27 protein-coding genes and 1 pseudogene are annotated in these 21,067 nt (G+C 61.3%); 10 read left to right on the forward strand and 18 right to left on the reverse strand.

Going from position 1 to position 21,067, the window contains the following annotated elements; genetic code table 11:
* Positions 1 to 494: pseudogene (locus Q0Y42_RS07660) on the reverse strand (hypothetical protein); the annotation flags it as partial.
* 93 nt (positions 495 to 587) lie between these two features.
* Complete coding sequence (locus tag Q0Y42_RS07665) at positions 588 to 1,565, reverse strand: WYL domain-containing protein (RefSeq protein WP_297801948.1); 978 nt, start codon at positions 1,563 to 1,565, stop codon at positions 588 to 590.
* A gap of 101 nt (positions 1,566 to 1,666) precedes the next feature.
* On the opposite strand from Q0Y42_RS07665, the gene Q0Y42_RS07670 reads away from it, so the two are divergent.
* The gene (locus Q0Y42_RS07670; protein ID WP_297801950.1) at positions 1,667 to 1,936 is read left to right on the forward strand and encodes a hypothetical protein; all 270 of its coding nucleotides are present in this window, start codon (positions 1,667 to 1,669) and stop codon (positions 1,934 to 1,936) included.
* Positions 1,937 to 1,952: 16 nt separating this feature from the next.
* Here Q0Y42_RS07670 and Q0Y42_RS07675 read toward each other — a convergent pair whose 3' ends face one another.
* From Q0Y42_RS07675 to Q0Y42_RS07720, 10 genes are all read right to left on the reverse strand, one after another.
* Positions 1,953 to 2,330: a cupin domain-containing protein gene (locus Q0Y42_RS07675; RefSeq protein ID WP_297801952.1), complete on the reverse strand. Its 378-nt coding sequence runs from the start codon at positions 2,328 to 2,330 to the stop codon at positions 1,953 to 1,955.
* A 127-nt stretch (positions 2,331 to 2,457) separates the two neighbouring features.
* Positions 2,458 to 3,111 carry a hypothetical protein gene (locus Q0Y42_RS07680; protein ID WP_297801954.1) on the reverse strand — a complete coding sequence of 218 codons (654 nt, stop codon included), beginning with the start codon at positions 3,109 to 3,111 and terminating at the stop codon, positions 2,458 to 2,460.
* A 69-nt stretch (positions 3,112 to 3,180) separates the two neighbouring features.
* Complete coding sequence (locus tag Q0Y42_RS07685) at positions 3,181 to 4,599, reverse strand: NAD(P)(+) transhydrogenase (Re/Si-specific) subunit beta (protein ID WP_297801956.1); 1,419 nt, start codon at positions 4,597 to 4,599, stop codon at positions 3,181 to 3,183.
* 25 nt (positions 4,600 to 4,624) lie between these two features.
* Positions 4,625 to 4,990, reverse strand: coding sequence for a hypothetical protein (locus Q0Y42_RS07690; protein WP_297801958.1), 366 nt, complete (start codon positions 4,988 to 4,990; stop codon positions 4,625 to 4,627).
* Positions 4,991 to 5,009: 19 nt separating this feature from the next.
* Positions 5,010 to 5,288 carry a hypothetical protein gene (locus Q0Y42_RS07695; protein WP_297801960.1) on the reverse strand — a complete coding sequence of 93 codons (279 nt, stop codon included), beginning with the start codon at positions 5,286 to 5,288 and terminating at the stop codon, positions 5,010 to 5,012.
* Positions 5,288 to 5,539 (reverse strand): hypothetical protein, encoded by a 252-nt coding sequence (locus tag Q0Y42_RS07700; protein ID WP_297801962.1) that lies wholly within the window; start codon positions 5,537 to 5,539, stop codon positions 5,288 to 5,290. The genes Q0Y42_RS07695 and Q0Y42_RS07700 overlap by 1 nt, the downstream gene beginning before the upstream one ends.
* Before the next feature lie 41 nt (positions 5,540 to 5,580).
* Complete coding sequence (locus tag Q0Y42_RS07705; RefSeq protein ID WP_297801964.1) at positions 5,581 to 5,895, reverse strand: proton-translocating transhydrogenase family protein; 315 nt, start codon at positions 5,893 to 5,895, stop codon at positions 5,581 to 5,583.
* Between the two features lie 2 nt (positions 5,896 to 5,897).
* Positions 5,898 to 7,031 (reverse strand): Re/Si-specific NAD(P)(+) transhydrogenase subunit alpha, encoded by a 1,134-nt coding sequence (locus Q0Y42_RS07710; protein WP_297801966.1) that lies wholly within the window; start codon positions 7,029 to 7,031, stop codon positions 5,898 to 5,900.
* A 118-nt stretch (positions 7,032 to 7,149) separates the two neighbouring features.
* Positions 7,150 to 7,401: an aa3-type cytochrome c oxidase subunit IV gene (locus Q0Y42_RS07715; RefSeq protein WP_297801968.1), complete on the reverse strand. Its 252-nt coding sequence runs from the start codon at positions 7,399 to 7,401 to the stop codon at positions 7,150 to 7,152.
* A gap of 84 nt (positions 7,402 to 7,485) precedes the next feature.
* Positions 7,486 to 9,276, reverse strand: a complete 1,791-nt coding sequence (locus tag Q0Y42_RS07720) for a M3 family oligoendopeptidase (RefSeq protein WP_297801970.1) — start codon at positions 9,274 to 9,276, stop codon at positions 7,486 to 7,488.
* A gap of 119 nt (positions 9,277 to 9,395) precedes the next feature.
* Between Q0Y42_RS07720 and Q0Y42_RS07725 the strand changes: the two genes are divergently transcribed.
* The 6 genes from Q0Y42_RS07725 to Q0Y42_RS07750 all read left to right on the forward strand — a co-directional run bounded on the left by Q0Y42_RS07725 (position 9,396) and on the right by Q0Y42_RS07750 (position 14,773).
* Entirely contained in the window at positions 9,396 to 9,710 is a 315-nt protein-coding gene (locus tag Q0Y42_RS07725; RefSeq protein WP_297801972.1) for a hypothetical protein, read from the forward strand.
* Positions 9,711 to 9,769: 59 nt separating this feature from the next.
* Positions 9,770 to 10,513 (forward strand): DUF4153 domain-containing protein, encoded by a 744-nt coding sequence (locus tag Q0Y42_RS07730; protein ID WP_297801974.1) that lies wholly within the window; start codon positions 9,770 to 9,772, stop codon positions 10,511 to 10,513.
* 86 nt (positions 10,514 to 10,599) lie between these two features.
* Positions 10,600 to 11,085, forward strand: a complete 486-nt coding sequence (locus tag Q0Y42_RS07735; protein ID WP_297801976.1) for a hypothetical protein — start codon at positions 10,600 to 10,602, stop codon at positions 11,083 to 11,085.
* A 12-nt stretch (positions 11,086 to 11,097) separates the two neighbouring features.
* Positions 11,098 to 12,336: a DUF4153 domain-containing protein gene (locus tag Q0Y42_RS07740; protein WP_297801978.1), complete on the forward strand. Its 1,239-nt coding sequence runs from the start codon at positions 11,098 to 11,100 to the stop codon at positions 12,334 to 12,336.
* A 136-nt stretch (positions 12,337 to 12,472) separates the two neighbouring features.
* Positions 12,473 to 13,945 carry a sigma-54 dependent transcriptional regulator gene (locus tag Q0Y42_RS07745; RefSeq protein ID WP_297801980.1) on the forward strand — a complete coding sequence of 491 codons (1,473 nt, stop codon included), beginning with the start codon at positions 12,473 to 12,475 and terminating at the stop codon, positions 13,943 to 13,945.
* Between the two features lie 159 nt (positions 13,946 to 14,104).
* On the forward strand, positions 14,105 to 14,773 hold the full coding sequence (locus Q0Y42_RS07750) for a hypothetical protein (protein ID WP_297801982.1): 669 nt from the start codon (positions 14,105 to 14,107) through the stop codon (positions 14,771 to 14,773).
* A gap of 2 nt (positions 14,774 to 14,775) precedes the next feature.
* Here Q0Y42_RS07750 and Q0Y42_RS07755 read toward each other — a convergent pair whose 3' ends face one another.
* From Q0Y42_RS07755 to ykgO, 3 genes are all read right to left on the reverse strand, one after another.
* A complete protein-coding gene (locus Q0Y42_RS07755; RefSeq protein ID WP_297801984.1) occupies positions 14,776 to 15,156 on the reverse strand; it encodes a hypothetical protein in 381 nt (126 codons plus the stop codon).
* A 16-nt stretch (positions 15,157 to 15,172) separates the two neighbouring features.
* Positions 15,173 to 15,409 carry a DUF2312 domain-containing protein gene (locus Q0Y42_RS07760; RefSeq protein ID WP_297802034.1) on the reverse strand — a complete coding sequence of 79 codons (237 nt, stop codon included), beginning with the start codon at positions 15,407 to 15,409 and terminating at the stop codon, positions 15,173 to 15,175.
* Positions 15,410 to 15,663: 254 nt separating this feature from the next.
* Complete coding sequence (gene ykgO / locus Q0Y42_RS07765; protein WP_003165750.1) at positions 15,664 to 15,789, reverse strand: type B 50S ribosomal protein L36; 126 nt, start codon at positions 15,787 to 15,789, stop codon at positions 15,664 to 15,666.
* Positions 15,790 to 16,060: 271 nt separating this feature from the next.
* Here ykgO and Q0Y42_RS07770 point away from each other — a divergent pair, with 271 nt between their 5' ends.
* The 3 genes from Q0Y42_RS07770 to Q0Y42_RS07780 all read left to right on the forward strand — a co-directional run bounded on the left by Q0Y42_RS07770 (position 16,061) and on the right by Q0Y42_RS07780 (position 18,505).
* Positions 16,061 to 17,362, forward strand: coding sequence for a lytic murein transglycosylase (locus Q0Y42_RS07770; RefSeq protein WP_297801990.1), 1,302 nt, complete (start codon positions 16,061 to 16,063; stop codon positions 17,360 to 17,362).
* A 175-nt stretch (positions 17,363 to 17,537) separates the two neighbouring features.
* On the forward strand, positions 17,538 to 17,888 hold the full coding sequence (locus tag Q0Y42_RS07775) for a hypothetical protein (protein ID WP_297801992.1): 351 nt from the start codon (positions 17,538 to 17,540) through the stop codon (positions 17,886 to 17,888).
* A complete protein-coding gene (locus Q0Y42_RS07780) occupies positions 17,822 to 18,505 on the forward strand; it encodes an alpha/beta hydrolase (RefSeq protein WP_297801994.1) in 684 nt (227 codons plus the stop codon). Before Q0Y42_RS07775 ends, Q0Y42_RS07780 begins: the two co-directional genes overlap by 67 nt.
* 648 nt (positions 18,506 to 19,153) lie before the next feature.
* Here Q0Y42_RS07780 and Q0Y42_RS07785 read toward each other — a convergent pair.
* The 3 genes from Q0Y42_RS07785 to Q0Y42_RS07795 all read right to left on the reverse strand — a co-directional run bounded on the left by Q0Y42_RS07785 (position 19,154) and on the right by Q0Y42_RS07795 (position 20,997).
* Positions 19,154 to 19,363, reverse strand: a complete 210-nt coding sequence (locus Q0Y42_RS07785) for a cold-shock protein (RefSeq protein ID WP_292051025.1) — start codon at positions 19,361 to 19,363, stop codon at positions 19,154 to 19,156.
* 288 nt (positions 19,364 to 19,651) lie between these two features.
* Positions 19,652 to 20,119 carry a hypothetical protein gene (locus Q0Y42_RS07790; RefSeq protein WP_297801996.1) on the reverse strand — a complete coding sequence of 156 codons (468 nt, stop codon included), beginning with the start codon at positions 20,117 to 20,119 and terminating at the stop codon, positions 19,652 to 19,654.
* 425 nt (positions 20,120 to 20,544) lie between these two features.
* Complete coding sequence (locus Q0Y42_RS07795; RefSeq protein ID WP_297801998.1) at positions 20,545 to 20,997, reverse strand: type II toxin-antitoxin system antitoxin SocA domain-containing protein; 453 nt, start codon at positions 20,995 to 20,997, stop codon at positions 20,545 to 20,547.
* Positions 20,998 to 21,067: the final 70 nt, after the last annotated feature.

Raw genomic sequence — 21,067 nt, forward strand, 5'->3', positions numbered from 1 at the left:
GTAGCTAGGTCAACGCCATTAAGATCGGACGGCAGGGCTGCCACCTCTGCGACACTGTCCATCGGAAAGACCGTCATCTGGCGCGTAGGCAGGGCCACCGCGCCATTGGAAAACTTCAGCGTCGGGTATTCGGCTTCCAGATTGACGGCACGCGGGGTGATACGGATGTCCACCACGCGCGGAACCGGACGGCCATCGGTGGTCCGCAACACATCGTAATGCCCCACCCGATCCAGCACCACGCCCTCGGTCAGGACCTGCCACTGGTGCGGACGCCACGGCTCGCGCACCTCGGCAATCAGGGCCGAGTCGAAAAAGGCCCAAACGGGCGCATCGCGATCCATCAGATATTGCAGGTGCAGGGTCTCGCCCTGCCGCACCACAGTGGCGCTGGCGGCGGGCACACCACCACGCTCTATCGGCGGCAAGCTGGCGCAACCGGCCAATAGCGCCATGGCCGATACAGCGGCTGCGATACCTGTGCGAATACCCAAGGGCCAACTCCTGCGTTCTTTCATCGCAACGGTTACCCGTTGCCATCACAGTGTCAGGTTAAATATCGGCAAGATTCAGCCGCCTAGATGGCCTTAACCCAGAGCCGCTCTCGCCCGTTCCAGTTCGTCGGCCATAATGTCCTTCAGGCGCTGCGGCTCGAGGATGGTGGCCTGCCCGCTCCAGCTGAACAGGTGCCATGCCAGTTCGCGCATGCCCGAGGCACGGAACCGCACAACGACCGAGCCATCGTCCTGATCCTCGATGATCTGGGTCGGGTGCCAGCGCCATCCCCTCGCCTCGCTGGCCGCCTCGGGGGCGATACGCAGGACGACATCCTCGATCTGGTCCTGATAGATGCCGAACGACTGGCTGGCGAAAGCCGCCAGATTAAACTCTTCCGGTGGACGGGCCATGCCCTCGCCCGCCATGACACTGGACATACGATCCAGACGGAAGGTCTGGATGCGATCATTGGCCGGATCATAGGCCACCAGATAGTTGGCCCGCCCGAACATCAAGCCGCATGGTGTCACGGTGCGGCTGCGGGCCTCGGCCCCCGGACGCGAGTAGATGAAGTTCAGCGGGCTTTCGGCCAAAATCGCCCCGCGAATGGTCGTCAGCACGGTTTCATCGGCCCCCGGACGCGGGCCGGCCTGTACGGCGATGGTCTCGGCACGGACCAGAGCCTCAAGGTCGGGTGCCATCCGGTTGAGGGTGGTCGAGCGCATCGCCGCCTTTATCTTGCGCTCAAGGCTTTCCAGCGCCGCTGCCCGCGCCGGATCACCGGCCGCATGAAGGGCCGCAGCCGCCTTGGTCAGTTCCAGCATCTCTGTCGCCGTCGGGGCCTGTTCAAAGGCCGACAGGCCGCCACGGATGCGCCAACGCTTGGTGGGGGGATCAGAGGTTTCCTCGACCTGCGGGAACAGCATCAGCACGGCGTCACGCATGCGCTCGGCGGTGCGGCGTCCTACGCCCAACTGGCCCGCCATCTCGTTGATGGTCAGCCCCTCGGCGCTGGCGGCCATACCGCGCGCCAGATCGATGACCATGGCCGCCTTGTCGTGGCGCATGAAACCTTCTCCACAGAGATACGTCCGAACTTGACGCAATACTGTTCCATAACACCGTGGTCAGCAAGAGGCAGACGCCTCCCCAACGGAGTTTTCTACAGATGGCTTTCTCGTTCGCCCGCACCGCCCGCGCCCAGTCGGACCGCGCTGCCCAAAGCCCCTATGCCGTCGCGCCGATGCTGCGCCCGTTCGAGCGCAAGACCTTCGCCGACCGCTATCTGATCGTGCCGTGCGAAACCGAGACCGATCTGGCCGTCATCTGGGACCGTCAGGAAGAACAGGTCGTCGACGTGATCTGCGCCCCGATGGGCCGTTATTCCGAAGAAGATGCCATGTGGGACGAGTTCCGCAACGCCTCCATGGCCGCCTGATATCCCGCAAAGGGCTTTAGTGGACGAGCGGATCCGGCTTTGCGATCCGCCCCGCCAGCGTCCACGGCCCTTGCGGGATCAACCGCACCCACGCCCCCGCGGGGGCGCTGAGCCAGTGGCCCTGACCTGCCAGCGACGTCTCGCGATGGACCGGACCACCCGTGGCGATTTCCAGCACCAGCGGCGACCCCATATAGGCCGTCCACATCTCCTCGGCCTCCATCGGCACCCACTGCGGGTCGTCCTGATGGATAAGCAGGCGATAGGAGGCGATCTTTTCCGCATCCGCTTCCTGATGTGGCAGGATACGGTAATAGCCACCCTCGGGATGCGGCGTCAGGCCGAGGTTCATCACCACCTCCTCTGCCGTGAAATCGTCGTCCGTATCGCTCATGGATCGCCTTGCGCCTGAGTAGCCTTACGGCCAAGCCTATAGGCTGATCCGTCAGGCGGGACCAGCGTAACGACCGGCCAGCCGTCATCCGTCAGGACGCATCACATTTCGACAGCTTCACGCGGCTTTAGCCGCAGTTGGCAACCGTCGTCTGGCCCACAGCGATCTCGGTGATCTTGACCCGATCCAGCTCGCGCACGGCCAAGGCGTCGAACTCGCGCGAACAGTTGAACCGCGTGTCGACGACATAGTCCTCGCCATGCGTGGCCATGATGGCATCACGGATACGCAAGCCTGCGTCGATTGCCGCTCTATCCACGCGCACAGCCCCTGCCCTTACAGCAGGCTGGCCACGCAGGCCGTCGCTTTCCAGATAGACCCACGGATTGGAGGCATTGCCGCACAGGATCAGACAGTCGGCCTTGAACTCCACATTCGCCCGCACTCTGGCGAACTCCCCCATCGAGAGGTTCAGATTGCGGGGCAGGCCATAGGCTTCAAGTGCCGCATAGGCATGTCGCGCACAGGCCCGGGTCATGGGAACCGCGTAACCCACGATCTCGTCACCCGCGACGGACACCGTGAAATCGCAGCCGCCCACCTGATAGTGACGCTGGTCGCGGTCGACCTGTCGCGCCGTGCCCATCTGCTGCTCGAGGAACTGGACACGCGCGCCAAGCATGGATTGCAAGGTGCCCTGCTGGCGTCCCTGCGCGGTGGCCATCGACGCACTGCCGAGCGAAAGCGCGGTCGCGCCTATCAAAACGGCAGCGGTGGTCATTCGAACTCTGGACATGGACCCCTCACACACTGTTGTTCAAGGTTAACGCCGCAGACGGCATTCCGTTCGTCAGAGCGCCTTGACGATGCCCTCGACCATCTTCTTGGCGTCGGCGAACAGCATCATGGTGTTGTCGCGGAAGAACAGCTCATTTTCCACTCCCGCATAGCCCGCCGCCATGCCGCGCTTGATGAACAGCACGGTGCCGGCCTTTTCCACGTCCAGCACCGGCATGCCGAAGATCGGGCTTTGCAGATCGGTCTTGGCCGCAGGGTTGGTCACGTCATTGGCCCCGATGACAAAGGCCACATCGGCGGACGAAAATTCAGAGTTGATGTCCTCCAGCTCGAACACCTCATCGTACGGCACATTGGCCTCGGCCAGCAGGACGTTCATGTGGCCCGGCATCCGGCCCGCGACGGGGTGGATGGCGTATTTCACCTCCACGCCCTCTTCCTTCAGCTTGTCGGCCATTTCACGAAGGGCGTGCTGGGCCTGCGCCACCGCCATGCCATATCCCGGCACGATGATGACCTTGGAGGCGTTCTTCATGATGAAGGCCGCATCCTCGGCACTGCCCTGTTTGACGGGGCGTGTCTCGACCTTCGCGCCGTCGGCACCGCTGGCCGCCTCGGCCCCGAAGCCGCCGAGGATGACGCTGATGAAGCTGCGGTTCATGCCCTTGCACATGATGTAGCTGAGGATCGCGCCCGACGAGCCGACCAGCGCCCCCGTGATGATCAGGGCGATATTCTCCAGCGTGAATCCCAGCGCCGCCGCCGCCCAGCCGGAATAGGAGTTGAGCATCGACACCACCACCGGCATGTCCGCGCCGCCGATGGGGATGATCAGGGTCACGCCGAGGATCAGGCTGAGCGCGAACACGGCCCAGAAGGCCCAGACCGCCGTACCGCCTGTCCCGATCAGAATGCCGATCAGGAAAACCAGCGCCGCCGCCAGACCGAGATTGATCAGATGCCGCGCAGGCAACAGTATGGGCGCGCCGCTCATATTGCCATTCAGCTTGGCAAAGGCGATGACCGATCCGGTAAAGGTGATGGCCCCGATGGCCACGCCGAGGCTGAGTTCCACCAGCGACAGGGTCTTGATCCCGCCCGTCACCGTCTGGATCCCAAAAGCGTCGGGCGCATAGACTGCTCCCACGGCCACCAGACAGGCAGCCAGACCGACCAGCGAGTGGAACGCCGCCACCAGTTGCGGCATGGCCGTCATGGGCACGCGGTTGGCGATGATCGCCCCCGCCCCGCCGCCGACGATGACACCGCCCGCGATCAGGCCCAGCGTCAGCGGATCGAGCGCCCCCGTACTGGCCAGCAGCGCCAGCGTGACCCCGACCGCCAGCGCCATGCCTGCCATGCCCAGCATATTGCCACGGCGGCTCGACTCCGGACTGGACAGGCCACGGAGGGAGAGAATGAACAGCACCCCTGCCACCAGATAGGCCAGTGCTGCGATGGATGCCTTCATACTCTCCCCCTTTAAGTCTCCGGACTTAGAAGATGTTGATAATGGCCGGTGCGCCGGTGGTCCCCTTGCGGGTCACCTGACCGTTCTTGATGACCGCGACGCCGATGTTGCCCTCGCCCGTCAGGCGGGTCAGGGTGCAGCTGCCGTTGTCGGTCGGCAGATAGCCCGACTGGGTACCCTTGCCCTCGCGCACCATGCGGTTCTGATAGACGCCGCGAATGGTCACCGGACGGAAGCGGCATTCCAGACGCCACGTAGTATTGTCTTGCGCAGCCACGCCCCACGGCAGGCCACCTTCAAGATTGCCCGCCACTTCGGCAGGCTGAGCATAAGCGATCGAACCCGCAATCAGGGTGATACCAGCGGCAACGATCGAAACAGCGGTCTTCATTACAACTCACTCAAGTCAGTCAGGATTTGATGTAGCTCTGGGTACGGAAAAGCCGCCAGATCGCAGAGCCGATGAAAACTGGTCCGAACATGACGATAAACCAATCCCAAAAATGCAGTTCGCGGTCGCGAATGGCATAAAGGGCGAGGTTGGAAGCGAACACGATGGCGATACCGCAATCCTGATAGCGCAGGCGGATGATCGGCGGCTTCACCACCGTCCAGCCCCACACCCACAGCCCGAAGCCATAGGCGATCAGTCCCCACGCGAGAATTTGCGGCCAGTCTGCAGAAATCATCAACGCGTCATCCGAAAACGCCGAATGGCCCTGACAACCAGTGCAGCCATAATCACCGCCCCCACTCCAAATCCCCCGGCTGACGTCACTTCAGCCTGCACATAGTGGCTCCAGGCCATATAGCCGAAGTACACCATCACTACGGCGGGATATCCGATGGAGACGAACGCCTCAAGCACGCGGCGGACACGGGGCGGCAACTTGCCGCTGAAAACGACCAGCACCAGCAACAGGGCGATGGCGACGGCCATCACCGTAATTATCCATGCGGGCGATACCGGCACCCCCATACTCAGCGCTTGTCCTTCTTGCGGTACATGGCCAGCATCCGCCGCGTGACCATGAAGCCGCCAAAGATGTTCACACTGGCCAGCGTCACCGCGGCAATGCCCGCGCCCTTGGCCACCCAGGCATTGGCACCGCCACCCCCGCTAAATGCCGCAGCGGCCATCAGCCCGCCGACAATGATCACCGAGGAAATGGCGTTGGTCACCGCCATCAGGGGCGTGTGCAGGGCGGGCGTCACACTCCACACCACATAGTAGCCAACGAAGATGGCCAGCACGAAGATGGCCAGACGAAACACTGTGGGATCAACGTATTCCATGGTCAGCCTTTCACGCCTTCATGCACAACTTCACCCTTGTGGGTCACAGCAGCCGCTTTGAGGATTTCATCCTCAGGATCGATAGACAGTTCGCCATCCTTGACCAATAGCCCGACAAAGGCGGCAAGGTTGCGGGCGTAAAGCGCACTGGCATCGGCGGCGATGCGCCCCGCCAGATTGCTCCAACCGACAATCTTTACGCCATTGGCCGTGGTGACGATCTCGTCGGGCTTGGAGCCTTCGACATTGCCGCCCGCCTCAACCGCCAGATCGACGATGACCGAACCCGCCTTCATCGAGGCGACGTGCGCTGCCGTGATCAGGCGCGGGGCCGGACGGCCCGGGATAAGTGCCGTGGTGATCACCACATCCTGTTTGACGATGTGGCTGGCGGTTAGTTCGGCCTGTTTGGCCTGATATTCAGGCGACATCTGTTTGGCATAGCCGCCAGCGGTTTCGGCGGCTTTGAACTCTTCGTCCTCGACAGCCACGAATTTGGCCCCGAGGCTCTCGACCTGTTCCTTGGCGGCGGGGCGCACGTCGGTGGCCGTGACCACCGCGCCCAGACGCCGCGCCGTAGCGATGGCCTGAAGCCCCGCAACGCCCGCGCCCATGACGAACACCTTGGCCGCCGCCACCGTGCCCGCCGCCGTCATCATCATGGGAAAGCCACGCCCATAGGCATGGGCCGCCTCGATCACAGCACGATATCCGGCCAGATTGGCCTGTGAGGACAGAACATCCATCACCTGAGCGCGGGTGATGCGGGGCACAAACTCCATGGCAAAGGCGGTGGCACCCTGCCCTTTCAAAGCTTCGATGGTGGCCTTCTCGCGATAGGCGTCCAGCATGCCGATGACGATCGCGCCCGATTTCAGCGCACTGGTTTCCGACGCCGTCGGCCCGCGCACCTTCAACAGGATGTCAGCCCCCGCCAGCACGCCCTTGAGATCGGAGGATACGCGCGCGCCCGCCGCCTCATATTCGGAATCAGGAAAGGACGATCCGGTGCCTGTGCCCGCCTCGACCGTCACGGTCGCGCCGAGCGCCAGAAGCTTCTTCACCGTTTCCGGTGTAACGGCACAGCGGGTTTCGCCCTCGCGGCGCTCCCGGGTTACGGCAATGGCAACGGCCAAGATGCTGCTCCTGATTTCCCCTCTAACGACCACTGTTAGGTAAGATCAGAAACAAGGCAACAAAAAAGCCCGCCGACAAGCGGCGGGCCTTTGATCCGGCAAACCTGTGCCAGAAATCTTAGTGTTCGGCGGCCTTCTTGCCGCGCAGGGCAAAGATGCCGATGGCGAGCACAACAGCGGCCGAAATGAAGGCCGGAATGAAGCCAGCACCCACGGCGAACCACACTACCAGCAGAACCAGCAGGGCCGACACAGCCAGCGAGCTCCACTTAGTCATGGCGATGAACAGCTCGAACATGTGGTTCTGCGCCGAGATTTCCATCTCGCCTTTGACGTGGTCGTGGGCAGTTTCAGCGTGCGAGTCAGCCATGGGACTTCCGAAAAAAAGAGCCGATATTTGAGCCGTCTTATAGCGGCACCGTCGCACCGCTCAAGCCCGCTCGCGAAACAAGCGTCAGATTAGCGCCTCGAATTGGTCCACCAGATGCTCCAATCGCTTGGTGCCGATGGTCCAGAAGGCCGGATCGCGCGGGTTCAGGCCGAACGGCTCCAGCGCCTCGACATAGGTTTTCGACCCGCCATTGGCCAACAGCTCGCGGTACAGGGGCGTAAAGGCTGCGGGGTCTTTCGCCCGCGTTTCCATCAGCGCCGCCACCAGCAGGTCACCAAAGGCATAGGCGTACACATAGAAGGGCGAATGGACGAAGTGGCTGACATAGGCCCACCAGTTCTCATAGCCCGTCAGGTCCACCGCCGGGCCGAGGCTGGCGCTCAGTTCTTCGGTCCAAATCTGGTTTATCCGCTCGACGGAGACTTCGCCCTTGGCGCGTTCGTCATGGAAGCGGGTTTCAAAGCGGTGGAAGGCGATCTGGCGCACCACCGTGTTCAGCCCATCCTCGATCCGGCCCGCCAGCAGAGCGCGGCGGTCTTCATCGGTTGCCTCGGCCAATAGACGGTCGAACGTCAGCCCCTCGGCAAAGATGGAGGCGGTTTCCGCCAGCGTCAGCGGCGTGTCGGCCAACAGACCGCCCTGCCCCGCCGCCAGCGTCTGGTGAACGCCGTGGCCCAGTTCGTGCGCCAGCGTCAGCACATCGCGGCGCTCGCCCATCCAATTCAGGAAGACATAGGGGTGGGTGCCCGCCGTAACGGGGTGCGAATAGGCACCCGACTGTTTACCCGCACGCGGACGCGCATCGATCCACGGGCGCTCGAAGAACCAGTTGGCGCGTTCGGCAAAGTCGCCGCCCAGATCGGCAAAGCTGCTGAGGACCAGTTCCTTGCCGCCCTGCCAGTCATAGGTCTTCGATCCAGCCTGACCGATGGGCGCGTTGCGGTCCCAGTGGTTCAGCTTGTCCTTGCCCATCAGCTTGGCCTTCAGGGCGTAATAGCGGTGGGCGATGCGCGGATAGGCCTTGGCCACAGCCTCGGCCATGGCGTCCACCGATTCACCGTGAACCTCATTGGCCAGATGGCGGCTGTCCGCGGGGCGTTTGAAGCCGCGCTTCTTGTCCTCCAGCGCCTTTTCCGCAGCGATAGTGTTCAGCACCATGCCCATGGTGCGGGTGATGCCGTTGAACGCCTCGGTCATAGCCTTGCCAGCCGCAGCGCGCTTGGCCTCGTCCTTGTCGGTCAGGCGGTTCAAGCCTTCGGACAAGGTCAGCTTCTCGCCGTCCACATCGGCCCGCAGTGCCGCCAGGGTCTCGTCGAACAGGCGCGACCACTGGGCTTGCAGCGGGCCGCGCTCGGCGATGAAGGTTTCCAGCTCTTCGGACAGTTCGTGCGGCTTCATGGCGCGCAAACGGCGCAGCCACGGTGCCCAGCGGCGGGCAGGTTCATGCGCTTCGAGAGCGGCCTTCACGGCCTCGTCGTCGAGTTGGTTGATTTCCAGCGTCACCCAGACGCTCGGGGTTGCGATGGCCGTGATCTTTTCGCGCACATCGGCTTCGAAGCTCTGGGCCTGTGCATTCTCGCGGTCGGTAGAGGCACCGAGGAAGGCAAAGGCCCCCAGACCACCGAGGATCTCGCTGGCCTCCTCATAGGTGCGGATCACCTCGTCCAGCGCCTGTCCCAGTGCGGCACCCGACAGGCCGCCCAGCTTGCCCTGATAGGTATTGAGCTTGTCCACCAGCGCACGGGCGCGATCCAGATCGGTCTGGATGCGGGCATCCTCACGCGAGGCATAAAGGTCGGACAGGTCCCACAACGGGGCGTCGGCGAATTCGGTCGGCTTGACGGGCGCGTTCATAGTTCAAGGTTTTGGGGATCAGCCGCGCCCATGGCAAGGCCCTGTTGACGAACATTGACTTGTCGCAACGCTGTTCTCTGTCATCGTGATGTCGCCCAGTATCCCCCATGCGAGCGACCATGTCCCCCAACGCCCTATTGTCGTCGCGCCGTCATCGCCTTTTCATCCGTCTGGTTATCGGACTGGTTCAGGGATTGGTCCTGGACAGCGTCGACCGCACCCCGATGAGCCTCAGCGCACAAGGACTGACGCTCACCCTGATCGGCCTGCTTCTGCCCGTGGTCTGGCTGGAGTGTATGGGTCGCTTGCCGCAAACGCGGACCGTGGTGTGGGCCATCGCGGCCAGCTTGGTGATCATTGCGTTCGGCCTGCTCGGCGCAATGTCTCCCTACCGCATTTTTCCGGTCCGTGGGCAGTGGGCTGCCTTCCGTTAGCGCTCATCGCGCTTCACAGCATTATCGAAGGGCGCGACGTGTGGACCACCGGAACGCGCTTGGCGCTGGCCTCGCTATGCGTCCTGATCTTCTGGCTTTTGGTGCTGGCCATCGGCGCTCTGGCCGCATCGACCGGCATATCGGGACAGCTTCCAATGCCCGCGCCACATGTTTGGATCATCGTCGGATCACCGATTGCACTGGCCCTTGGGTTTGAACAGGCTGACCGATGGAGTGGCGCAATTGAACGGTTCAGACAGTCATTTCTGACGCTACTGAGTTTCCTGCTGCCCGTCGCGGTTGTCGTCGCGGGCGTAATGGGTCTCGCCCTGGGTATCGGGCATCTGCTGAACCTGCCGTTCGGCCGGCATCCGGCGGGCCCGCTGTTGATTGCAACCGCCGCGCTACACGTTCTGACGCATGCCGCGCTTCAACGGGATGAGATTGCAGCCAAATGGCCCCGCATCGGCACGATCCTGATCCTGCCGATTGCCTTCTTCGCAGCCTATGCGGTTCTGACCCGCGTCGCGCAGTACGGTTTCACGACCGAGCGGGTACTGGGTCTGGCCGCAGCCGTCATCGCTCTGGTGTACGGCTTGTCCTATCTATCGAGGTCACGGTGCCGAGAAAGCTGGGCATGCCTCGCCCTTGCCGTTTTCATAGCGATCGTCATGTTGGCGTTCGCCAGCCCATGGCTGAACCCGTCCATCATCGCCTATGAAAGCCAAGCCGCGCGTCTGGCGGCGGGCGAGATCACGCAGGATGAGTTCGAAACCACGACGCGCAGGATGACGATCCTCTAGCCCGTTCGCCTTTGACGAACATTGACTTGTGACCTTTCGGTTATCTGTCATCCTTCACGCCTCAAGAGGTTGCAGGGGCTAGACCGATGGACCACCTGTTTTTGCCGAGTGCGGGATCAACCTTGGGGCGCTCGCCGGATCGTCGGGGTGGCAGCCTGCTTGTGCCGCGCCTGATCATCGGATTGATCCAGGGGGCGCTGCTCTACGGCTTTTATCGGTACACCTCCTATGATGCCTTTGATCTGGGTGAGGTGTCCGGCCCCTTGGCGGCATGGGTGCTGATTGCCGCCTATGCGCCCCCGCTATGGCTGGCCGTGATCGGACAGCTTCCCCTACGCGGTGCCGTGATCTGGGCCGCCATCGGGACGGCGGTCCTCGGGCTTATGGGCTTGGCCAGCGGCGTTCTGCCTGATGGCAGCCACAGCTTTGAAGTCATGATCCTCTGCCTGCCCGCCGCCCTGTTCTGTGCCCACCATCTGGTCGTGACGGGTATGCGGGCCGGAGAGTTGGTCGCGCCCTATCCCGACTATTACGAACAGGCGTGGACCAACGGCATACAGCTGGCGCTGTAGATTCTGTATCTGGTGGCCTTCTGGATCATCATGTTTTTGGGCGCGGCCCTTTTCAACGCGATCGGCATCAGCTTCGTCGAGCAGATCATCGAGAACAAAGCCTTCGTCTTCTTTGCGTCGTCGCTGGTGTTCGCGCTGGGCGTAGAGCTTACGGACGTTCGCGATGGATTGACCCAAGGCATCCGCACGGTTGCTCTGACCCTGTTATCGTGGCTGCTTCCGGTGGCCGTGCTGCTGGCCGCTGCATTCCTGATCACCCTGCCCTTTGCAGGCCTATCGCAACTCAGCTCCTCGCTCAGCCCTGCGGGTCTGATGCTCGCCGCCTCGGCAGGCCTGATCATCCTGATCAATACCGTCTATCAGGATGGCGAACAGCATCTGTCGGGATCGCCCGTCCTGCGCATGATCATGCGTGTGGGCTGCGTGTTGCTGCTGCCAATGACCGCCTTTGCCCTTTGGGCCGTTAGCGTGCGGATTGGCCAATACGGCCTGACAGTCGAGCGGATCGTGGCTGTCGTCAGCGCCGTGATCGGTCTGCTCTACAGCCTTGGGTATGCCGCCGCGCAACTGCCCCGTCGCGCCCGCGCAGGGGGCTGGCTGCCGACACTTGAGCTGACCAATGTGGTGGTCGGTGCCATCACCGCCCTGACGCTGGTGGCGTTCTCGACGCCGTGGCTGAATCCCGTCCAGCTTTCTATCTCCAGCCAGATCGCCCGCCTAAAGGACCCGAACCTTCAGGCCGATGATGTACCCTATTACTGGCTGGCCAATAATGCGGGGCCGCGCGGCCGCGCTGCGCTGGACAGCCTCGCAGCTTCGCCCAACGCCGCCATTGCCGAACGTGCCAAGCAGGCGCGCGAAAACAGCACGTTCAACCGTCGCGGTCCTGCAAAGGGCTTCATCGTCTTTCCAGAGGGAACCACGCCCCCGGAAGGCTTCATCAGGGATGGTCTCTGCTTTGTCGATACCTGCCCTGCTCGCATCGTCGATTTCGACAACGATGGGGAGGGCGAGGTCTTGTTGAGACACGGCCCTAGCTTTGCCGTGTTCAAACGGGATTCCAGCGGTCAGTGGGCCGAAATCGGCACACTGGAAAATGCGCCGTCCTGCAAACACTCGCCTCTCAGCGGTGAGGAAATGGATTCGTCCGATTTGAAACCCTTACCGCCGAAATCGGTGCCTTCCTTCGAGATCGCGGGCAAGACGTTTGAATTCACGGCCAAATTGGATTGCCCAATAACAGAGAATTAAGCCTAGCCATTAACTTAACACCCTCTGGCGGGAAACCTGATCTTCACTCGTGTCGTTTAGGGACAGACACGAGCGATGACCGTCACATGTCAAAAATAGACGGCATCCAGTGGTGATTTTAGGGGGGTGTCCGCCCATGGCCAAAACTGTTCTCGTCGTTGACGACGATCCTACGCAACGCCGCCTGATTCAGGCTGTGCTCGAGCGCGAAGGCTATGCGGTCGTTCATGCCGAAAATGGTGGCGAGGCCATCGACCGCCTGACCAAGGGCGGCGGCGCAGACGTCGTGTTGCTGGACCTTGTGATGCCGGGTGGTCCGTCGGGCCTTGAAACGCTGGCGGAACTGCGCACCGCCGGTGTCAGCACGCCCGTCATCGTTCTGACGGCCAACGGCGGCATTGAAACCGTGGTCAAGGCCATGCAGGCCGGCGCGCAGGACTTCTTCATCAAGCCGGTCGGCCCTGAGCGCCTGCTGGTGGGAGTCCGCAACGCCCTGCAAATGACCCAGCTGACCGCCGAGATCGGCCGTCTGAAGAAGCGCAGCACCGGACGCACCAGCTTTGACGACATCGTCGGCGACAGCCCGCCCATGCGGATGGTCAAGGCGCTGGGTGCCCGTGCGGCCAAATCGTCCATTCCCGTCCTCATCACCGGCGAAAGCGGCGTGGGTAAGGAAGTCATCGCCCGCGCACTGCACGGGGCCAGCCCCCGCGCGGGCAAGCCCTTTGTGGCCGTGAACTGCGGCGCCCTGCCCGCCAATCTGGTGGAATCCATCCTGTTCGGACACGAAAAGGGAGCCTTCACCGGCGCGCATGAAAAGCATGCGGGCAAGTTCGTGGAGGCCAACGGCGGCACCCTGTTCCTCGATGAGATCGGCGAACTGCCGCTGGACATTCAGGTCAAGCTCCTGCGCGCCCTACAGGAAGGCGAGGTCGATCCGGTGGGCGGCAAGCGCCCCGTAAAGGTCGATGTCCGCATCGTCTCGGCCACCAACCGCGATCCGGCCCAACAGGTGAAGGAAGGGGCTTTCCGCGAGGACCTGTTCTATCGCCTGAACGTCTTCCCGATCGAGGCCCCTGCCCTGCGCGAGCGGCGCGAGGACATTCCGGCCCTGATCGACCACTTCATCACGCGCTTCAACATCGAGGAGAGCAAGCGCATCGTCGGTTGTTCGCCCGAGACGATGGCCCTGCTTCAGGCCTATGACTGGCCCGGCAATGTGCGCCAGTTGGAGAACACCATCTATCGCGCGCTGGTGCTGGCCGACTCGCCGCTGCTGCAGCCGCACGACTTTCCGGCCCTCTCGGGCGTTGCCGCGCCTCTGGATGCGCCTGTCAGTATTCCGGAAGGTCCCGATGGCGAGGCGATTGCCACGCAGGCCACCGCCACGTCCACGGCTGCGGCACCGGACAGCCCCGTTCGCATCACCGACGAGCGCGGCCACGTCCGCACGCTGGAAGAGATCGAGCGCGACCTGATCCAGCACGCCATCGAGGTCTATTCGGGCCACATGTCCGAGATCGCCCGCCGCCTCGGCATCGGACGCTCGACCCTATACCGCAAGGTCCGCGAACAGGGCCTAGAGGACCACATCAAGGAAGCGGGCTAAGCCCCTCCCCGAACCTTCAAACCGGTTCCAGCCCATAGCGGTTGGGACCGGTTTTTCTTTTCAGGGTCTCCCCCCTGCCGATCACGATGTTCGGCAACTTGGAACGGTGCATCAGGCGTGCTGAAACACGTTGTTCCGTGAATCAGTCCGAGAGTTTCCATGTCCAGCTTGTCCCTATCCACGCTCGCGGTGTCTGCGGCCTGCGTGGGTGCGCTGTCCTTGTCCGCTTGCAGCCAGCCGTCAGCAGGCGGTGAAGATGCCAAACCTGCCGCTGGAGCGGGTTCCGTGGCCATCCCCGCCTCGTGCAAAGATCACTATATGCTGCCCGCCATGCCCGAGCCTGTCGCATTGGCTGGCAAGCCCCTGACCGAGGTCACGTGCGAAGCCTTCACCATCGAAATGGTCTGGGGCGAGGCGGGAAGCAGTTCCTCGATTGTCATCGTCGATTCCCAGGGCCCGCTGGGCGATATTCCCGACAGCCTGAAGGGCATGACCGAGGCCGCCCGCAGCCTGCCACTAGAGAGCGTGAAGACCGCCCACATCATGATCGAGGGTGTCGAGGCGCTGGCCAAGTCCACTCCGGCCGCCATGGCCGAACAGGGCGGTCCGGACTTCATCCCGACAATCAAGGACCAAGGCGGGATGCGTTATTCCATCGGCGTCGAACCCAAGCCCAGCGGCGGTCAGGTCGGCAGCCTGCTGGGCAATGTCAGAGACCGCTATGCCGTGACCATGGAAATCGAGAGCGATAGCCTCATCGGGCTGGCAGCGGGCGAAGCGGCCTATGCCCCCATGCTGGCGGCCATGCGTATCAACAAGCTGCCATAGATCTATTCGTCGTTGATATCGCGTGAGGGGTAAGGCTTACGTGCCCCTCGCCTGCGTTGGGCCGGCCCCGTCTCCTCACCATTAGCCTTTTTCTTCGGGCTAAAGCGGTCTTCGCCGTTAGCCTTTTTCGCAATCTCTTTGAGCTTTCGCCCCTGCATGGCCGAGAGCGCCTGACCGGGCGCGCCCAGCTCGGGGTCGCCGAAAGCGCGGCCGTGTTCTTTGACGCGCTCGCTGACCGAGGTCAGGAACTCGTCCTCCCATTCGGACAGCGAAACGCCCGCCTTCTCTGCCGAGCGGCGGGCGCGCTTGAGAGCGTTCAAGGCCGCCCGCTGGGCCGCCTTGCGCTGTAACTCATAGGGACTGGCAGGAGGCTTTCGCTTCAAGCCGTGGCCCGTCGGATCAGATTTCGCCCAGAGCCGACAGGTACAGGTCGAGGATGGCTTCCTCTTCCTGACGCTTGGCGCGGTCCTGCTTGCGGATGCGGATGACCTTGCGAAGGACCTTCACGTCATAGCCCTCGCCCTTGGCCTCGGCGAAGACCTCCTTCATGTCTTCCATGACGGCTTTCTTGTCTTCTTCGAGACGCTCGATGCGCTCGATGATGGTACGCAGACGGCCTTGGGCCGCGGCGGTCATGACGTCTGGGTTTTCGAAGGATGCGTCGTCCAAGGGGACCTCCGGCGAACTTGCGGAAAAGAAGGATTGGGTGGCGACTAATCACGCCCGCGCCAAAGGCTCAACCCACAGATTCGAAAAACACCGTAGCGGATTCGACCGAGGCTGATTCCAGGTACGAAAAAGGCCATGGACCGGAGCCCATGGCCTTGTGGATCTGTTGGTCCACCAACTCGACATCCAGCGAAATCAAATCCGCGGGGGTCTCGCGTTTCTTAGCCTTGCTTGGCCTTGAAGCGCGGATCGGTCTTGTTGATCACGTACAGAACGCCCTTGCGGCGAACGATTTTGCAGTCGCGGTGGCGACCCTTGAGCGACTTCAGCGAGCTACGGACCTTCATGGTCGGACGTCCCGTATGATTGGAGGCCCGTGAGGGCGGAAAAATAACGAAGCCGCGAGCAAACCCGCGGCGGAGCGGTGCCTATAGAGAGCTATGGGGCTGACGTCAACATCCAGACGTCTTTTTACAGCGCTCCAACGGCGTGGAAACCACCGTATCTACGGGAATTGCGCCAGAAGTTTAACGGCCATTAAGTCTTTTGAACGAAACCCCTTTTGCTTTCGCGCACTTGTGACTGGTCGAGAAAATTAGGAACGTTAGCTTGGTGTCCATGCGTATTACCCTCCGCCTGTTGCTGGTGGCTTCGGTCGCTGCCTGTACCCCGATGGTTCCGTCGACACCGCCGGGTCCGGTGACCCAGACGCCTGCCCCGCAGGCCGAGATTCCGCCGGCTGAACCGCAAACACCGCCTGTGACCGCCCCTGCGGCGCAAACCGACCTGAGCAACGCCTATAATGCCGTCAGCTTTGACGCCTGGCGCGAGGACTTCCTGAACCGCTACGGCGGCGAGCGCCGCTGGGAATACGCTCGCGAGTTGCAGAATGTGACGCCGAACGCCAGCGTCATCCGTCTGGACCGCAACCAGCCCGAATTCTCGCGCCCCGCGGGCACCTATATCCAGAACGCCACTGCGCCTGCACGAATCGCCATGGCCCGCCAGCGCGTGAACCGCGTTCCGGCCTCGGTCACCCAGCGATTCGGCGTTCCGGCTGAAATCCTGATGGGCATCTGGGCGCAGGAAAGCGCCTTTGGTGCCGTTCAGGGCGACTTTGACGTCATCCGCTCGCTGGCAACCCTCGCCTATGACGGTCGTCGCCGTCAGTGGGCCGAGGAGCAACTGAAGCACGCCCTCGACATCGTCGTCACCGGCAAGCGCAGCCGCGAAGGCCTGAAGGGCAGCTGGGCCGGTGCCATGGGCCAGACCCAGTTCATGCCCGACAACTATCTGCGCCTTGGCATCGACCAGAATGGCGACGGTGTCGTCGACATCTGGGGCTCGGACGCCGATGCCCTCGCCTCTGCCGCCAACCTGCTGGCGCAGGGCGGCTGGAAGCGCGGTCAGGGCTGGGCCTATGAGGTCACCCTGCCCTCGGGCTTTGACTATACCCAGGCCGAAGGTCCCAAGCACAATTGGGCCTACTGGCAGTCCCGTGGCGTTCGCCTGACCAATGGCCAGCAGTTGAATGAAGCCGAAATGGCCGAAGAAGCCACCATCCTGCTGCCGCAAGGGGCACGCGGTCCGGTCTTCCTCGCCCTGCCGAACCACTATGTGATCCGCCGCTATAACAACTCGGTCAGCTATGCGCTGGCGATCGGCCTGATTGCCGACGGCGTGATGGGCAAGCCTGCCCTGACGGCCAGCTGGCCCAATGACGGCCCGCTGACCCGCGAACAGCGTATCGGCGCCCAGACCGCCCTGACCAAGATGGGTTACGACACCCAGGGCGTGGACGGCGTGATCGGGGCCAATACCCGCGCAGCCCTGCGCCGCTGGCAGGCCGCCAATGGCCGTACCGCGGACGGCTATCTGACCGACACGCTGGCGGAAGAACTTATCCGCCGCGCGCGCTAACAGATCATCGGCCCGCCCCCTTTCGGAGCGGGCCGTTTTCTTTCAGGTCACGGAGACCGGCGCGCACGACAAGCTTGACTATTAAATAACATCAATATGCATCCGTGCGGCGCGTTGAATACCTCTTGCTAACAGGACCGCAGATTGGCGGCCATCAACAAGCCAGAGGATCCCGATGCTGCGCCTGCCTCTCGATCGTAAGCGTAATGCCCTGTTTGCCGGATTGGCCGGATCGATGTTACTGGCATCGACGGCCATGGCCGATATTCGCAATGTGGAAGTGAGCATTCCGGCTGGCGATGCGGTCCTGGCGGGCACCCTCACCCTGCCCGAAAGCACACCCAAGGCCGCCATCGTGCTGGTTCAGGGCAACGGCCCGCATACCCGCGACCAGATGATCTCCGGCGCATCCAACATTTCAAACAGCGCATCCCGCATATCTCCGCCGTGGTCGATCACATGGCGACGCGCCCCGAAGTTCAGGGGCTTCCGCTGGGCATCCTCGGCCACTCCGAGGGCAGTATGATCGTCACCGAGGTCTGGACCCAACGTGACGAACCGCTGGACTTCGTGGTGGTCATGGGGGCCGTGGGTCTTGACGGCCGGACGGTCTGGGTGGACCAGCAAGCCAACCCCGACCGCTGGACCGAGCATACGCCACAGCAGCAGGCCGTCATCCGCGCCGCCTTCAACAGCGTGGTCGATGCCTCCATTTCCGGCGACCGCGCCGCCGTCGAAGCCGCCGTCCGCAACCTGTTCAAGGAAGCAGGTGCAAGCGAAGAGGAAATCGCCGAAAACCTCGAAGGCTTTACCGACCGTATGGCCAGCCCCGAGATGCAGGTCTTCCTCGCCCACGACCCGATGCCGGTCTTTGCCAAGGTGACCGATCCGGTTCTGGCAGTCTGGGGCGGTATCGATCCGGCCACCTCGCCCGCGATCAACGTCCAGCCCTATATCGTGAACCGCAACCCCGCCTCGCGCCTGACGGTGTCGGTCCTGCCCGAAGAAGAGCATTTCTTCCTGTATGGCGAAGGTCTCGAACCGGGCGAACACAAGTTCGGCCAGATGAAGCTGTCGCCCCACCTGCCCAACGCCATCAACCAGTGGCTGGATAACGAAATCGCGCTCGGCAAGGTGAACTGACAATAAAATGGGTTCTGCACGTGGCCAAGCAGCATGGACAGTATTTGATGACCATCGCTGTCATGTTCTCAATGTTCAGGCAGGCTAGATCCTTATTGTTTGGCAGCCGCATGATATTAGATCAACATATTGAAATATGGGGTAAAATTTCTTAGAAAGACCTGCTTTAGGGTTCAAAAATGGGTAAGCTGTGAAACTCCTCGCTTATGTTGTGGCACTCACGTGCATTTTCATTAGCGCAAGCTTTTTTAGGTCCAGCAACTGGCTCACGGGTGTGATTTTTCTATGCTCCTGCTGGTTTGCGTTCATGGCAGGAAGCGGACTTAGAAGTTCCATTCACCTTAAGTCGCCTCTTTTACCGTCCGTCATTATAGCTGCGATCCTTTTGGGTATTTCCAATGCCTTGGTCATCTGGCGCAAAGCATACGTGCAGATTTTTGAGATCGGGATAGGTGGAGCACTCTGGATGATCCTGATCGCAATCCTAGGCTTTTTGGTCACTACCCGAATTGACTCGTACACAGCCAACTCCGACATGATTCCTAAGGAATAATCAGCAAAAAGCCCCGCAGTTTCCCGCAGGGCTCTTCCTGAACTATTGCCCGACCGAACGGCACCGGACGGTCTGCAATAATCGAGACTTGTAGCTTAGGCCGCTTGCAGCGAGCCGGCCGAGGTCTTGCCCGAGCGCTGGTCGCGCTCCAGCTCGTAAGACACGGCTTGGCCTTCGCTCAGACCGTGCATGCCTGCACGCTCGAGAGCCGAGGCGTGAACGAACACGTCACCGCCGCCTTGGTCCGGAGCAATAAAGCCAAAACCTTTAGTGGAGTTATACCACTTAACAATACCAGTAGCCATTTCCATGACCTCCGTAAAAATGACCCCTCGGAAAAGTCCTAAGGGCAGTCGGGTCTATGGAAACGGAAGATCTCAATGCGTTGCATAAAAGATAGAGCGTTGCGCAGAGATATTCGACACGATCCTTGTACGCTCCCTATTTTCAGAAAGATAGAATTATTTGAAAATATTTATCAGGCTACGCTCAAGATTATTTCTTGGCCCTGAAATATTTGAAGAGTTACCTCCAAATAAAAAGCCCCGCATCGGTGTGCGGGGCTTTGAATTAGGTGACCCGAACCTGACGGATCAGCAGCTGGTCGCGCCCGTCTTGTCGGCCAGGAAGAAGCGAAGGCAGCGCAGTTCCTCGCCATTGGCCGCGCCCAGAATGCGCTGCGAGCTGTTGCCATTCGACAGGTTGAACTCGCCATAGCCAAAGATGCGCGACTGGTCCGGTGCCATCAGGAAGACGACGCGGCTTTCATCACAGGCAGGCTCGCCGTTCGCACAGGCATAGCCCTTGAGATAGGACTTATCGCCCAGCGTCACCGGAACCAGCGGGCCGCTGGTCACAGCCAGCGTCGGGATCCACTCATGCCCCTCTTCGGCACGACGCTCGGCATAACCTTTCCAGGTCTCCATCGCCTGCGGATATTCCGCAGCCATCACCTCGCCGAGGGTCTTTTGAGCCTCGCCCTCGGGGGCTGCCCCTTCGGGAGCCTTGCAGGCGGCAAGCGCCAGAACGCCAGCCACGGCCACCATCGCCTGATAACGCATCGGATACCTCCATCCCTGATTTCACGCGGAATGAAGCATTCACAGCTATCACGGGATATCCCGCAGACATGGGATGCAGAGAAATACCGCAATACAACCTAGTATTTAACGCCTATCGATAACGTGTCTCTGGACGTAAGTCGTAACTAGCGAACCAAGAGAGCCACTAAAGATAACCGATTGAATTTTCGAAAGCTGCTCCGCAGAGAGCCATTTCCAAGGCGTCAAAAAGTGAAATGCCCAAGCAATTATAGAACAAATAAAAAGGGCGACAAATAAAATCATCAAAGCCGGAACCAGCCACCCCCACACCCTCAACAACCTTAAGGTGTTACCAGCTACAACACCTCGTAACGCATCTTCATTATCCCAAAGACGTTCTTCTCGAACGCCAAGATCATCGAACCACCCCCCAGAATCCGACATTATTCTCCCAACAACTCCCGATAATGACGTTCAATATTTGAATCCTTTATCTCAATATTGAGACACCCCTCGCGATACACTTCAGACCATGGCGTACCTGCTTTATGCGTCAAATTAGAAAGCTGAGGGCCGCTCATCTTTCCATATTTATCGAGAACTTGGTCAATCGTTCTGGCAGCGTGACCGTCCAGCGCGCGACCATCTTCAATTCGATCCAAAGGTATAGGATCTCGCCCCCAACGTTTAGTAGCGTGGTATAGGTCTGGGATTACTGGACCATACTTCCAAGCTTCGATCCGCTCTCCAAACAAATCACCATGACCAAGACCAAGCGAATACCCATGCGCAATGTAGGTCAACTTCATTAGTTGCATCGGCGTTAGAGAGAAGCCGCGCGCCTTTGCGGCGCGCAGAATATCATCTGCTACCGTAATGACGTTAGAGATTGGCAATCTGGTCCTCCCTCACAAGCTTAGCCACTAGAACATATAGTGAACTCATATGACTATTATATGTGGCAAA

The organism is uncultured Brevundimonas sp. (assembly GCF_947305955.1).
In the GTDB taxonomy this organism is placed as follows: Bacteria; Pseudomonadota; Alphaproteobacteria; order Caulobacterales; family Caulobacteraceae; genus Brevundimonas.